This is a genomic window from Streptomyces sp. NPDC050703, from assembly GCF_040654435.1.
Classification (GTDB): Bacteria; Actinomycetota; Actinomycetes; order Streptomycetales; family Streptomycetaceae; genus Streptomyces.
In genome coordinates this window covers 122,575-136,510 of sequence record NZ_JBFAHX010000002.1, presented here as the reverse complement: position 1 = coordinate 136,510, position 13,936 = coordinate 122,575, and the positions used below count along the sequence as shown (strand labels likewise).

11 protein-coding genes are annotated in these 13,936 nt (G+C 70.6%); 4 read left to right on the top strand and 7 right to left on the bottom strand.

Annotated elements, in window-relative coordinates; genetic code table 11:
* Positions 1 to 10 precede the first annotated feature (10 nt).
* The 3 genes from AB0I16_RS02255 to AB0I16_RS02245 all read left to right on the top strand — a co-directional run bounded on the left by AB0I16_RS02255 (position 11) and on the right by AB0I16_RS02245 (position 3,432).
* On the top strand, positions 11 to 982 hold the full coding sequence (locus AB0I16_RS02255; protein ID WP_363247394.1) for a sucrase ferredoxin: 972 nt from the start codon (positions 11 to 13) through the stop codon (positions 980 to 982).
* 135 nt (positions 983 to 1,117) lie between these two features.
* Complete coding sequence (locus AB0I16_RS02250) at positions 1,118 to 2,758, top strand: sensor histidine kinase (protein WP_363247393.1); 1,641 nt, start codon at positions 1,118 to 1,120, stop codon at positions 2,756 to 2,758.
* Positions 2,755 to 3,432 (top strand): response regulator, encoded by a 678-nt coding sequence (locus tag AB0I16_RS02245; RefSeq protein WP_363247392.1) that lies wholly within the window; start codon positions 2,755 to 2,757, stop codon positions 3,430 to 3,432. Before AB0I16_RS02250 ends, AB0I16_RS02245 begins: the two co-directional genes overlap by 4 nt.
* A gap of 23 nt (positions 3,433 to 3,455) precedes the next feature.
* Here AB0I16_RS02245 and AB0I16_RS02240 read toward each other — a convergent pair whose 3' ends face one another.
* From AB0I16_RS02240 to AB0I16_RS02230, 3 genes are all read right to left on the bottom strand, one after another.
* On the bottom strand, positions 3,456 to 5,048 hold the full coding sequence (locus tag AB0I16_RS02240; RefSeq protein WP_363247391.1) for a cation acetate symporter: 1,593 nt from the start codon (positions 5,046 to 5,048) through the stop codon (positions 3,456 to 3,458).
* Positions 5,045 to 5,551, bottom strand: coding sequence for a DUF485 domain-containing protein (locus AB0I16_RS02235; RefSeq protein ID WP_363247563.1), 507 nt, complete (start codon positions 5,549 to 5,551; stop codon positions 5,045 to 5,047). The genes AB0I16_RS02240 and AB0I16_RS02235 overlap by 4 nt, the downstream gene beginning before the upstream one ends.
* 211 nt (positions 5,552 to 5,762) lie before the next feature.
* Positions 5,763 to 7,886, bottom strand: coding sequence for a DNA topoisomerase IV subunit B (locus tag AB0I16_RS02230; RefSeq protein WP_363247390.1), 2,124 nt, complete (start codon positions 7,884 to 7,886; stop codon positions 5,763 to 5,765).
* Positions 7,887 to 8,325: 439 nt separating this feature from the next.
* On the opposite strand from AB0I16_RS02230, the gene AB0I16_RS02225 reads away from it, so the two are divergent.
* Positions 8,326 to 8,556 carry a hypothetical protein gene (locus tag AB0I16_RS02225; RefSeq protein ID WP_363247389.1) on the top strand — a complete coding sequence of 77 codons (231 nt, stop codon included), beginning with the start codon at positions 8,326 to 8,328 and terminating at the stop codon, positions 8,554 to 8,556.
* A 166-nt stretch (positions 8,557 to 8,722) separates the two neighbouring features.
* Here AB0I16_RS02225 and AB0I16_RS02220 read toward each other — a convergent pair whose 3' ends face one another.
* The 4 genes from AB0I16_RS02220 to AB0I16_RS02205 form a co-directional block, all read right to left on the bottom strand.
* Complete coding sequence (locus AB0I16_RS02220) at positions 8,723 to 9,550, bottom strand: serine protease (RefSeq protein ID WP_363247388.1); 828 nt, start codon at positions 9,548 to 9,550, stop codon at positions 8,723 to 8,725.
* Between the two features lie 157 nt (positions 9,551 to 9,707).
* The gene (locus AB0I16_RS02215) at positions 9,708 to 10,907 is read right to left on the bottom strand and encodes a damage-control phosphatase ARMT1 family protein (RefSeq protein ID WP_363247387.1); all 1,200 of its coding nucleotides are present in this window, start codon (positions 10,905 to 10,907) and stop codon (positions 9,708 to 9,710) included.
* Positions 10,908 to 10,999: 92 nt separating this feature from the next.
* Complete coding sequence (locus AB0I16_RS02210; RefSeq protein ID WP_363247386.1) at positions 11,000 to 12,535, bottom strand: RNA polymerase sigma factor; 1,536 nt, start codon at positions 12,533 to 12,535, stop codon at positions 11,000 to 11,002.
* Positions 12,536 to 12,986: 451 nt separating this feature from the next.
* A complete protein-coding gene (locus AB0I16_RS02205) occupies positions 12,987 to 13,874 on the bottom strand; it encodes a FadR/GntR family transcriptional regulator (protein WP_363247385.1) in 888 nt (295 codons plus the stop codon).
* Positions 13,875 to 13,936: the final 62 nt, after the last annotated feature.

Sequence of the window (13,936 nt, the reverse complement as noted above, 5' to 3'; positions counted from 1 at the left end):
GCTCGCCCGCGTGAGTACCTGCGCGACCGCCTCCCGAGATCTGGACGAGCCTCTCGCGGGCACCGCCGCCACCGCCAGGACGTGGCTCCTGGTCGAGCAGCCGGGCCCCTGGGGTGCGAAGGCGCTGACGGACAGCCACCTCGCCCCCGGGCTCGGGCGGGCCCTGGAGACGGCCGCACAGGGCACCGGCGTCCGCGCCGCGCTCATCCGCCGCCCCGGCCGCCACGCCGACCTTCCTCCGGCGTCCCGGCACCAGGTGTACGTGGCCCACACCGCGCCCGGCCGCACCTGGCTGCGCTCCTGCATGGTGGACGACCCGCGGCGGCTGCTCGACCTCGACTTCGCCGCCCTCGGCTCGGGTGACCACTGCGGTGTCGGCACCCCGCACACGGGCGCCCCGCTGGCCCTCGTCTGCACCAACGGCAAGCGCGACCGCTGCTGCGCCCTGCTCGGCAGACCGCTCGCCGCGGAGCTGGCCGACGCGGGCGAAGAGGGCGTCTGGGAGATCACGCACCTGGGCGGGCACCGCTTCGCGCCCACGGTGCTCGTCCTTCCGTACGGCTACGCCTACGGCAGAGCCGAGGCGCACACCGTCAAGGAGGTCCTCGCCGCGGTGCGCGCGGGCCGTGTGGTCCTCCGGGGCTGCCGGGGCGGCTCCGCCTGGGAACGGCCCGGACAGGTGGCCGAGCTCGCGGTGCGCGCGGCGACGGGTGAGGACGGCGCCGGAGCCCTGGACGTCGCCGGCACGCGGGAGGCGGACGGGGCGGACGGCGCGGACGGCCGCTGGGAGGTGACCGTCGCGCACACCGACGGCCGCCGCTGGCAGGTCACGGTCGCGAGCGGCGCCTCGCTGCCGCCCCGCCCGGAAAGCTGCGGCGCGGCCCTCAAGACACCGGCGCGGATGGACGTGGTGGCGGTCCGGACGATTCCGGACGGGGTCCCCTGCGCGCCGGGCGGGCTCCCGGGGCCAGTCGGCCCCTAGGCCCTAGGACGCCGCCCGAAGGGGAGACCACGCGCCCGCGGGCGCCGCGCCCCACCGGACGCAACGGCTCTGCGCACGAGATCCCCGCCACACCGGCTTCGGAGTAGCCCGCTCACGGCCGTACCGTTCGTACACATGAGCCCGACCCCTCGCGCGCGACGCCTCCGCCTCGGCCTGCCGAGACGCGTGTTCTCGCAGGTGCTGCTGATGCAGCTGGCCATCGCCGCCGGTGTCGCGGTGCTCGCCACCGGGCTCTTCCTCGCGCCGCTCGGCGATCAGCTGGACGACCAGGCGATGCGCCGCGCGCTCGCCATCGCGCAGACGACAGCGGCGCACCCGGGGATCGCCGAGGATCTCCGGTCCTCGGGCCCCTCCGCCGAAGGACCCGTCCAGACGGCGGCCGACCGGATCCGCAGGGCCAGCGGCGCCGAGTACGTCGTCATCATGAACAAGGAAGGGGTGCGCTGGTCGCACACCGACCACGGTCAGATCGGCAAGGTCGTCTCGACGGACCCCAGCGACGCGCTCGCGGGCCGCGACGTCATGGAGATCGACGACGGCACCCTGGGCCGCTCGGCGCGCGGCAAGGTACCTCTGCGGGATGACGCCGGGCACATCGTGGGCGCCGTTTCCGTGGGCATCGAGTACGACAGCGTGCGGGCCATCCTGATCCACTCCATCCCGGAGCTGCTCGCCTACGCCGGCGGCGCCATCGCCGTCGGAGCGATCGCCGCGTACCTGATCTCGCGGCGCGTCCAGCGGCAGACCCGTGACCTGGCCTTCTCCGATATCTCGGCCCTGCTGGCGGAACGCGAGGCCATGCTGCACGGCATCCGCGAAGGGGTCGTGGCCCTGGACCGCGGCGGCCGTATCCGGCTGCTCAACGACGAGGCGCAGCGGCTCCTCGGTCTCGGGGCGGAGGCGATCGGACAGCCGCTGGACGCCGCGCTGGGCGCCGGGCGCACCACCGACGTACTGTCCGGACGGGTCAGCGGCACCGACCTGTTGACCGTCCGCGGCCAGCGGGTACTGGTCGCCAACCGGATGCCCACCGACGACGGAGGCGCCGTCGCCACCCTGCGCGACCGCACGGAACTGGAGCAGCTCGGCCGTGAGCTGGACTCGACCCGCGGCCTCATCGACGCCCTGCGCGCCCAGGACCACGAGCACGCCAACCGCATGCACACGCTCCTGGGCCTGCTCGAACTGGAGATGTACGAGGAGGCCGCGGAGTTCGTGGGCGAGGTGGCCGGCGCCCATCGGGTGACCGCCGAGCAGATCACGGAGAAGATCCGCGATCCGCTGCTCGCGGCGCTCCTGGTCGGCAAGGCCACGGTGGCGGCGGAGCGGGGCGTCACGCTCTCCGTACCGTCGGACACGGCGCTGCCGGACCGGCTCGTCGACCCGGGCGGCCTCGTCACGATCGTCGGCAACCTCGTCGACAACGCGCTCGACGCCGCCGCGGGCACCGGCCACGCACGCGTGGAGGTCGCTCTGCGCGCGGAGAACCGTTCCGTCGTCCTCAGGGTGCGCGACACCGGCCCCGGGGTGCCCGTCGAGCGTCGCGAGACGATCTTCACCGAGGGCTGGTCCACCAAGGAGCCGCCCGCCCACGGCAGGCGCGGCATCGGCCTCGCCCTGGTCCGGCGGCTCGCCGAGCGGCAGGGCGGCAGCGCGCGGGTCGGCGAGGGCCCCGGGGGAGGCGCGGAATTCACCGTGGTCCTGCCCGAAGCGCTCACGGAGCCCGCGTTCGCCGCCACCGAGGAGGCGCGATGATCGAGGTCCTGGTGGTGGACGACGACGTCCGGGTCGCGGACGTCAACGCCGCCTACGTCGCGAAGATCCCCGGATTCCGCGTGGCGGCGAAGGCCCACAGCGCCGCCAAGGCGCTGCGGCTGGTCGAGGACGTCCCGGTGGACCTGGTGCTCCTCGACCACTACCTGCCCGACGAGACGGGCCTGGCCGTCGTGCGACGGCTGCGCGAGCGCGGGCACCAGACCGACGTGATCATGGTGACGGCGGCGCGCGACGTAGCCACGGTCCAGGCGGCGATGCGGCACGGCGCACTCCAGTACCTGGTCAAGCCGTTCTCCTACGCGGGTCTGCGCGCCAAGCTCGACGCGTACGCGACGCTGCGCCGCACGCTGGACGGCGGAGGCGAGGCCGAGCAGTCCGAGGTCGACAGGATCTTCGGCGCCCTGTCGGCGACGCCTGCGCCGGAGCTGCCCAAGGGCCACTCCCCCACCACGGCGGAGCTCGTGCGCCGGGCCCTGATGGCCGCTGAGGGCCCGCTCTCCGCGGCGGAGCTGGCGGACCTCACCCGGCTGAGCCGGCAGACGGCACAGCGCTATCTGAAGCTCCTGGAGCGCACGGGCCGGGTCAGGCTGAGCCTCAAGTACGGTGACACCGGCCGCCCCGAGCACCGCTACGAGTGGGCGGCGAGCGGCTAGCCCGTCCCGCTCGCAGGGGATCGTTACGCTGCCCCTGCCCCCGTCAGCGACCGTACCTCCGCCTCCGCGTGCTTGGCTTCGTCCGCCGGTTCGCGCGAGGTCACCGTGCCGAGCCAGCCCGCGAGGAAGCCCAGCGGGACGGAGACCAGGCCGGGGTTCTCCAGAGGGAAGTACTGGAAGTCCACGTCGGGGAAGAGCGATCCCGGCCCCCCGGAGACCACGGGTGAGAGCACGACGAGCACGAGCGCGGGCAGCAGCCCTCCGTACACCGACCACACCGCGCCCCGCGTGGTGAAGCTCCGCCAGAACAGCGAGTACAGCAGCACCGGCAGATTGGCCGACGCCGCCACCGCGAAGGCGAGCCCCACGAGGAAGGCGACGTTGAGGTCGCGGGCCAGCAGCCCCAGCCCGATCGCGACCACGCCGATACCGGCCGCGGCGATCCGCGCCACCGCCACCTCGCCCCGCGGCGTGCCCTCACCCCGCCGCAGGGACGCGTACAGGTCATGGGCCACCGACGCCGACGAGGCCAGCGTGACGCCGGCGACCACGGCGAGGATCGTGGCGAAGGCGACGGCGGCGACGATCGCGAACAGCACCGCGCCCCCGGTGGAGTCCGCGCCGCCGCCCAGGTCGAGCGCCAGCAGCGGCACCGCCGTGTTCCCCGCGGCGTTCGACCCGCGGACCGCATCGGAGCCCACGATCGCGGCCGCCCCGAAACCGAGCACGATCGTCATCAGATAGAAGCTGCCGATGAGCCCGATGGACCAGACGACCGAGCGGCGGGCGGCCCGCGCGGTCGGCACCGTGTAGAAGCGGGACAGGATGTGCGGCAGCCCGGCGGTGCCCAGCACCAGCGCGAGCCCGAGGCTGATGAAGTCCAGTCGCGCCGTCCAGTCCCCGCCGTACTTCAGTCCGGGCGCGAGGAACCGCTCGCCCTGCCCACTGCGATCGGCGGCAGTCCGCAGCAGTTGGTCGACGTCCCCGTGAAAGCGCATCAGCACGAGCACGGTCAACGCGACGGCGCCCCCCATCAGCAGGACCGCCTTGACGATCTGGATCCAGGTGGTGGCCCGCATCCCGCCGAACGACACATAGACCACCATGAGCGCGCCGACGCCGACCACCGTCCAGACCTGCGCCGCCCCGCTCGTCCCGCCGAGCAGCAGCGCCACCAGTGAACCGGCTCCCACCATCTGCGCCACCAGATAGAGAACGGACACGGTCACCGAGGAAGTTCCCGCCGCGATCCGCACCGGACGCTCCCTCATCCGTGCGGCGACGACATCGGCCAGGGTGAACCGCCCGCAGTTGCGCACCAGTTCGGCCACCAGGAACAGCACGACCAGCCAGGCGACCAGGAACCCCACGGAGTACAGCATCCCGTCGTACCCGAACAGCGCGATCAGGCCGGAGATACCGAGGAACGACGCCGCCGACATGTAGTCACCGGCGATGGCGAAACCGTTCTCCATGGGGGTGAAGAGGCGTCCCCCCGCATAGAACTCCTCGGCCGAGCCCCGCCGGGCCCGGCTGACCCACGTCGTGATCGCGAGCGTGACGGCCACGAAGGCACCGAACAGCAGCAGCGCGAGCATCTGATGGTCCCCGGTCATCGCTCACGCTCCCGCTTCCGCTCCAGCACCGACCACCGCAGATCGAGCGCGGCCCGGTCCCTGCGCAGTCGCGCGTGCCTGGCGTACGCCCACGTCAGCAGGAACGTGGTGAGGAACTGCCCGAGCCCCGCCAGCATCGCCACGTTCACGGCTCCGGCGACGGGACGCGCCATCAGCCCCGGAGCCGCCGTCGCGGTCACGACGTACGCCACGTACCAGGTGAAGAAGGCGGCGGCCCCCGGAAAGACGAACCTCCGGTATCGCCTGCGCACCTCCTGGAAGGCTGCGCTGTGCTGCACTTCGAGGTAGACGTCCGCGGGGCCCGCGCTCGGCTTCCGGGTCAAGCCCGGTGGCAATACGCCTGGCGCCACGCCGGCGGCCGATGCGCGGGGCTCGCCGTCCAGCTCTCTCCGGCCGGAGGCGAGTGCGTCATGCCAAGGGTCCCTCGGGCTGCCGACGCCGCCATGGCCCGCACCGGCCCGGCCCGTCCCGGCCTCGGGCACATCGTGCTTCTTCACCGAACTCTCCTTGCCCGCGGCCCCGTTCGACCGCGTGCCCAAGGATGGACAGAACGGGAAGATCCCTCACTCTTCTCTCCGGACTCTTCACCCCATCAGGTGATACGTCATCTTGTGTGTGCGAGGGGGGAACGCGGCGGGAGCCGGGTGCTCCACCCGTGGGTGGAGCGCCCGGCTCCCGCCGGAGAAGTGCCCGCTAGGCGTCGATGCGCGAGCGGTCCATCGTCGCCGCCGAGCTGGTGATGAACTCCTTGCGGGGCGCCACGTCGTTGCCCATCAGGAGGTCGAAGACCTGTTCGGCCGAGTCCAGGTCGGAGATGTTGATCCGGCGCAGGGTGCGGAAGCGCGGGTCCATCGTGGTCTCGGCGAGCTGGTCGGCGTCCATCTCGCCCAGGCCCTTGTAGCGCTGGATGGAGTCCTTGTAGCGCACGTTCTTTCGCTGCAGCTCCAGCAGCGTCTCGCGCAGCTCCCGGTCGGAGTACGTGTACACGTACTTGTCCTGGCCCTTCTTGGGCTGGCTCAGCTCGATCCGGTGCAGCGGCGGCACCGCGGCGAACACGCGGCCCGCCTCGACCATGGGGCGCATGTACCGCTGGAAGAGCGTCAGCAGCAGAATCCGGATGTGCGCGCCGTCGACGTCGGCGTCGACCAGCAGAATGATCTTCCCGTAGCGGGCCGCGTCGATGTCGAAGGTGCGCCCCGACCCCGCTCCTATGACCTGGATGATCGCGCCGCATTCGGCGTTCTTCAGCATGTCCGTGACGGACGCCTTCTGCACGTTGAGGATCTTGCCGCGGATCGGCAGCAGCGCCTGGAACTCGGAGTTCCGCGCCAGCTTGGCCGTGCCGAGCGCGGAGTCGCCCTCCACGATGAACAGCTCGCTGCGCTCCACGTCGTCACTGCGGCAGTCCGCCAGCTTCGCCGGCAGCGAGGAGGACTCCAGAGCCGTCTTGCGGCGCTGGGCGTCCTTGTGCTGGCGGGCGGCGATCCGCGTGCGCGCCGCCGCCACGGCCTTGTCCATCACGGCCCTGGCCTGCGCCTTCGCGTCCCGCTTGGTGGACGTGAGGAACGCCTTGAGCTCCTTGGCGATGACGTTCGCCACGATGCGGTTGGCGGCCGAGGTGCCGAGGACCTCCTTGGTCTGCCCCTCGAACTGCGGTTCGGCCAGGCGGACCGTGACCACCGCGGTCAGACCCTCCAGGGCGTCGTCCTTGACGATGTCGTCCTCGGCCACCCGCAGCACCTTCTGGCTGCGCATCGCCTCGTTCAGCGTCTTGGTCAGCGAACGCTCGAAGCCACTCACATGGGTGCCGCCCTTGGGGGTGGCGATGATGTTCACGAACGACCTGATCGTCGAGTCGTAGCCCGTGCCCCAGCGCAGCGCCACGTCCACGCCGAGTTCACGGGTGACCTCGGTGGGGGTCATCTGACCGTGGTCGTCCAGGACCGGCACCGTCTCCTTGAAGGTGCCCTGCCCGGAGAAGCGCAGGACGTCACAGACCGCCTTGTCCTGGGCCAGGTACTCGCAGAACTCGCTGATGCCGCCGTCGAAGCGGAAGGACTCCTCGCCCTTCGAGCCGCCCTCGCCCAGGCCGAACTCGTCGCGCACCACGATCGTCAGCCCCGGCACCAGGAAGGCGGTCTGCCGGGCACGCTGGTGGAGGTTCTCCAGCGACAGCTTGGCGTCCTTCAGGAAGATCTGCCGGTCGGCCCAGTAGCGCACGCGCGTGCCGGAGCGTGCCTTGGGGATCTTCTTGACCTTGGCGAGCTTCGCCGACGGGTCGAAGGGGGCGTCGGGGCCCGACTTCGCGAAGGCGCCGGGAACGCCCCGCCGGAAGCTGATCGCGTGCGTGTGCCCGGCGCGGTCCACCTCGACGTCGAGGCGCGCGGAGAGCGCGTTCACCACGGAGGCGCCCACGCCGTGCAGGCCGCCGGAGGCCGCGTACGAGCCGCCGCCGAACTTGCCGCCCGCGTGGAGCTTGGTCATGACGACCTCGACTCCGGAGAGGCCGGTTTTCGGCTCGACATCCACCGGGATGCCGCGGCCGTTGTCGCGCACCTCCACGGAGGCGTCGTCGTGGAGGATGACCTCGATGTGGTCGCAGTACCCGCCGAGGGCCTCGTCGACGGAGTTGTCGATGATCTCCCACAGGCAGTGCATCAGGCCACGGCTGTCCGTGGACCCGATGTACATGCCAGGGCGCTTACGGACGGCTTCGAGCCCCTCCAGGACGAGGAGATGCCGCGCGGTGTAGTTGGAACCGTCCCGGTCTGCTCCGGTCAGCAACGCTGTGGACGGCACGGACGTTTCGGCGGTCACGCGGTTCGCTCCTCGCTGAATTTCAAAGGGGGTCCTTTGGGGTAAGGACTCGGCTTCAGTTGCCCGTCAGAGGGTACCGAGGCCTGGTAGAGCCGTTGTCACGCCACCCTCGGCTCAACTCAGACTAGTCCAGACTCGCATACATGTTCGATCGCACGATGGAGTGAAGCGCACGTCACGTTCCCTTCCAGGCATGAACCATTTAGGCTCCGGGCACGTCCTCATGAACAACCGGCAAGCCAGCCGGGAGGACCCGACCTGACAGACAGCGCGAAACCGTAAGACTCGTAAGAGACGCAATACGGCACATTCGCCGCCAACCGGCAACGGACAACCTCTCGGAAGAAATTTTCGAGGAAAAGCCACGAGCGGGAACGTTTTCGGCCTGGTTGGATGTTGACCCTGGTACGACAGCTCGTCGAGCTAGAGAAGAGGCGACGTGACTACTGTTCTGACCCCCGCGAGCCCCCTGACGGCCGCTGATCGCTGCGACCGCTGCGGCGCCCAGGCATACCTGCGCGTTGTCCTGTTGAGCGGCGGTGAACTGCTCTTCTGCGCCCACCACGGTCGCAAGTTCGAGCCGGAACTCAAGAAGATCGCCGCTGAGATACAGGATGAGACGGAGCGCCTCACCGCCGTTCCGGAGACCGCATCCGAAGAGGAACGCTGACACCTCGCGACCACGACGAGCCAGCTCCGGCACACCAGGCCGGCGAACGGGCGGCGGCCCCTGCCACCATGCAGGGACCGCCGCCCGCTCTCGTCACAGGGGCCTCTGAGCCCCTTCTCGGCCCTCTTGTGCCGCCCGGCCCGACCCTCCCGGCCGGACTTCGGTGTCAGCGCGTGCGCAGGATCTTGGCGGCGTCCGAGACCCGCGTGTACACGCCGGGACGCCCCGGACGGCCGCAGCCACTCCCCCAGGACACCAGGCCGATGAGCCGGCCCTGCGCCACGAGCGGCCCGCCGCTGTCGCCCTGACAGGCGTCCTTCCCGCCCTCCCGTTCGCCGGCACAGAGCATGGTCGCCACCGTGAACTTGCCGTCGGAACTGCCCGGGTACGCCTCCTCACACACCGTGTCGGCGAAGACATGCACCTGCGCCGCGTGCAGCGAGTTCGCGTACTGGCCGCCTCCCGTGGTGTCCCCCCAGCCGTAGACGTGGGCGGCCGTCCCCGCCCGGTAGGCGGCGTCACCCTTGCCCGCCATGGGAATCACGTACGACTCGGGCAGCGGTTCAGCCAGGGTCAGCGCCGCCGCGTCGCCGGAGTTGGTCGAGCTGTCGTACTCCGGGTTGGCCTTGACGCTGCTCACGGTGATCTCGCTGCCCTCGGACGTCCGCAGATCGTTGCGGCCCGCGATGACCTTCAGGTCCCGCACCTCGCTCAGCGACGTGCCGAGCACGTCCGACCCCACACAGTGGGCCGCCGTGAGAACCGTGGTCCGGCTGACCACGGCCCCGCCGCAGAACTGCCCTGATCGGGCGCCCCCGAACCGGTCACGGCTGGCGATGGCCACCACCCACGGGTGGTCGGACACCTGGACCGGACCGCCCCCGATGACCACGCTGTCGGCCGCCGCGGACCCCGGGGCGGCCAACGGCAGCACAGCGGCTCCAGCCGCCATGGCCACTGCCCCGGTCCATGCTCGGACGATGTGACGACGCATGTGATCTCCTCACTCTCGGCTCCAAACGCCTACCCAGAGTCATCCAGAGTCACAGAGAGCGCACCCTCGCGCGAAAGGCCCGCGCCATCGAAAAAGGGTTCGGGTCTCTGCGGAACGCGTCACGCAGCGAGGCTCCGCGAGCCGGCACCGCCCAGCTCTACCGTCTCACCTGGACCAGCGCGTGCGTTCCACTCGTACGCCACACGACGCCTGACTGTTCGAGGGCGTCCAGCGTCGCCTTCTCCAGGCCGACGACGACGTCGGACTTCAGGGTCCGCAGCGCCGCGACGGCACCGGGGAAGTACGCGGTGCGATCGGCGAACGGGGCTGTGGCGTCCCACAGCCGGTCTCCTACCAGCCGCCGGTAGTTGAGGTCGCCCTTCAGGATCGTGAGCGTGGCGCCCTCGAACTCGCCGCGCAGGTCATCGGGCATGTCCTCGTACGGCAGCGGAGCGCAGAAGAACGGGTGCGTGCGGACCTCCAGGCCCCCTGCCGCCAGGGCCTTCCACAGCCGACCGCCGATCGCGCCGGCTGCGCCGGGTGCCCCGGTGAGGCGGCGGAGGCAGTCGACGACGTCGGCCGTCATCGCGTCGGAGACGTAGTAGGGGTGGGGCTTGAGATGGAGTACGACCTGTTCGGCATGCCGCTGTTCGAGGAGGTGGTCGACGAGGATCAGGTCCGGGATCAGCTCGCGCCCCGCGTTGTCCGCGACCACGGCGACCGTCGAGGAGTTCCCGGCGGGCAGCAGGTCCCACAGCGAAGCGCTGTCGTCGGCCACCAGCGCGGAGGCCGCGGCGTCACCGACCGCCGGTTCCCCCGCCGAGACGCGGAAGCCGAGGTCCGCGCGGTTGCCCCAGAGCGAGGCCTGGAGCAGGGCAGCGGCCCGCTCGTCCAGCGGAACGCCCGCGAGCGCGTCCAGGGCCCGCAGCTCTTCCTCCACGGCGTCGCCCCGCAGCTCGGCCCGCTTGAACGGCGCGAACGGATCGACGCCCCGCCACGGCCCGGCGCCGAAGTACCCGACCGCGCCGAGCAGCCTGCGGTAGAAGTAGCTCTCCGACCACAGGAAGGGGGCGTCGTACCACGAGCGCCCGAAGTATTCGCGCCCCCAGTTCGCCCAACGCTCATGATCGTGCTCCACGGGGCTGAGCGGCTCGATCACCCCGTTGGTGGTCTCGTCCAGCAAGGCGTCGAGGGCCTCGTGCTGTCGGGGGCCGTACGGGAAGGCGTCTCGTACCTGCTGAATGAGGGCAGGGTGGCGCTCGGCCAGCACGCTCCGGGCGAACGAGCCGGGTTCGTTGCCCAGGATGACCGGCGCGCCAGTCGCGTCGCCCGAGCCACGGGTGGTCGTCTCTGTCATGTCGTCCAGGCCCTTCGCGTGTCGCTCACTCCTCGGAAAAAGGCTCCGACCTGCACATGAGTGCAGGTCGGAGCCTTGATCGCGGTCGGCTTCTAGTCGAGGTAGTCGCGCAGGACCTGCGAACGGGACGGGTGACGGAGCTTCGACATCGTCTTCGACTCGATCTGGCGGATGCGCTCGCGCGTCACTCCGTAGACCTTGCCGATCTCGTCGAGGGTCTTGGGCTGGCCGTCCGTGAGACCGAAGCGCATGGAGACCACGCCCGCCTCGCGCTCGGACAGGGTGTCCAGGACGGAGTGCAGCTGCTCCTGGAGGAGCGTGAAGCTGACCGCGTCGGCCGGAACGACCGCTTCGGAGTCCTCGATGAGGTCACCGAACTCGCTGTCGCCGTCCTCACCCAGAGGGGTGTGGAGGGAGATCGGCTCACGGCCGTACTTCTGGACCTCGATGACCTTCTCCGGGGTCATGTCGAGTTCCTTGGCCAGCTCCTCCGGGGTGGGCTCTCGGCCCAGGTCCTGGAGCATCTGGCGCTGGACACGGGCCAGCTTGTTGATGACCTCGACCATGTGCACCGGGATACGGATGGTGCGGGCCTGGTCGGCCATGGCGCGGGTGATCGCCTGACGGATCCACCAGGTGGCGTACGTGGAGAACTTGTAGCCCTTGGTGTAGTCGAACTTCTCGACCGCGCGGATCAGACCGAGGTTGCCCTCCTGGATGAGGTCCAGGAAGAGCATGCCGCGGCCGGTGTAGCGCTTGGCCAGGGAGACCACCAGGCGGAGGTTGGCCTCCAGGAGGTGGTTCTTGGCGCGGCGGCCGTCCTCGGCGATGATCTCCAGCTCGCGCTTGAGCTTCGGGGCGAGCTTGTCGGCGTTGGCCAGCTTGTCCTCGGCGAACAGGCCGGCCTCGATGCGCTTGGCGAGCTCGACCTCCTGCTCGGCGTTGAGGAGCGGGACCTTGCCGATCTGCTTCAGGTAGTCCTTGACCGGGTCGGCGGTGGCACCGGCGGCGGCGACCTGCTGGGCCGGCGCGTCGTCCTCGTCCTCGTCGGAGAGGACGAAGCCCTGGGCGCCTTCCTCGGCCGGCTCGCCCTCGCCGGGCTTGCCGGCGGCGGGTGCCTCGTCGGTCGCCTCGTCGTCGAGGAGCTCGTCGGCGTCCTTCTTGGAGGTGGTCTTCTTGGCCGCCGCCTTCTTGGCGGTGGTCTTCTTCGCGACGGCCTTCTTGGCCGTCGTCTTCTTGGCTGCGACCTTCTTCGCGGGCGCGTCGTCGGCGTCATCCGCGGTCGGCGCCTCAGTGGCGGCGGTGGCGGTGGGCTTCGCCGTGACGGTCTTGGCCGCGACCGTCCTGGTCGCGGTGCGCTTGGCCGGGCTCTTCGCTGCGACGCTCTTGCGGGGGCGCTTGGGCTCCGCGGCACTGACCATCAGCGTCACACCCTCTTCCTCGAGGATCTGGTTGAGGCTGCGCAGAACGTTCTTCCACTGAGTGGCCGGAATCTGGTCAGCTTCGAAGGCACGACGCACGTCATCGCCGGCGATCTGCCCATCAGCCTTTCCCCGCTCGATGAGCGCCATGACAGAGACGGATTCGGCGATCTCCGGCGGGAGCGTACGGGATGTGCTGGCCGACACGAACAACCTCTCGGAACGTTGGAAAACGGCTTCCGGCCCCGTCCATGGTGGACCGGAGCCGACGACCGGCGGCAGGGGATTGGGCCGACGGCGCGGGCGGGGGGCCGGGGAGCTGCACAGCGCCACGAACGACGGCTGTATTCCCTCCTCGGCTATCACCTCTTAGGTCATCGCGCTGTTCCTTGGAGCGTTACGCCCAATCCACGTGGCCCGAGTCACACCCCGTAAGTGATCAAAACCGTCCATATATGGCCAGAAGCTACTTATACGCATGCACGAATGATCCCCCGGTGTCCCGCGAAGCAATCCTCGCGATCTCGCCGCCGGACCCCGCTGGGCTCATGCGAGCCCGCGGCGATCCGGCGACGCCTGCCACGCGTGACCGTCGCCACCCGGAGGCGACGGAGCGCTACGGCGAGGCGCGCGCACCAGCGGCGGCGTGAGGACGCGGTCAGTGCTCGCGAGGGGCGGGCACGACGCGCTCCACCTCGGGGTGGACGGTGAGGAGCTGCCGCATGGCCGTCTCGGCTCCGGGTCCGTCACCCGCGGCGAGGGCGTCGACGACGCGGGAGTGGTGCACCAGAGAGCTCTCGCTGGGGCGGTCACAGCCGGAGCCCGGGCCGCCCGAGACCTGCAGGGCCGCCGAGACGATGCCGGACAGGTGCTCAAGCATGCGGTTGCCCGCCACCTGAATGAGCAGCGAGTGGAACTCCGCGTCGGCGCGGGAGAAGGTGAGCATGTCACCCTGCGCCAAGGCGTGGCCCATGATCTCGACCATGTCGGCGAGGCGCTGCTGCACCTCCTCGCGGCCGTGCCCCGCGGCGAGGCGGGCGGCGAGCGGCTCGATCATCCAGCGGAGCTCACCGAGCTCGCGACGCTGGTCGTCGCGCTGCGGCCCGAAGGCGCGCCACTCGATGATGTCCGGGTCCAGGAGGTTCCAGTCACTGACGGGACGCACGCGCGTGCCGACGTTCGGACGCGCGCTGACCAGGCCCTTGGCCTCCAGCACGCGCAGTGACTCACGGACGACGGTGCGGGAGACCTCGAAGCGCTGGCCGATCTCCTCGGGGACGAGTGGACGGTCGGCACCGAGGTCACCGGAGACGATCATCTGACCGAGCTGCTGGACGAGTTGACCGTGCAGCCCGCGGCCGCGGCTGCCCGCGGCGCGCCGGCCCACGCGCCCCAGGTCCTGGTCGGGGCCGTCCCACACAGGAGGGATCACGCGGTCCCGGCCATGGGACTCCGCGTAGGGGTAGCGGTCGAGGTCGCCCGGGCCTGCGAGACCGGAGTCGGCGGGGCGGGCGGTGGACATCATGGTGTGCGCAAGGGTACTCACGGATCAGTTGTCGGCGTGGCCCCCAACTCCCTTGAGGTCTTTGGTGAAAAGCACACGAAAGG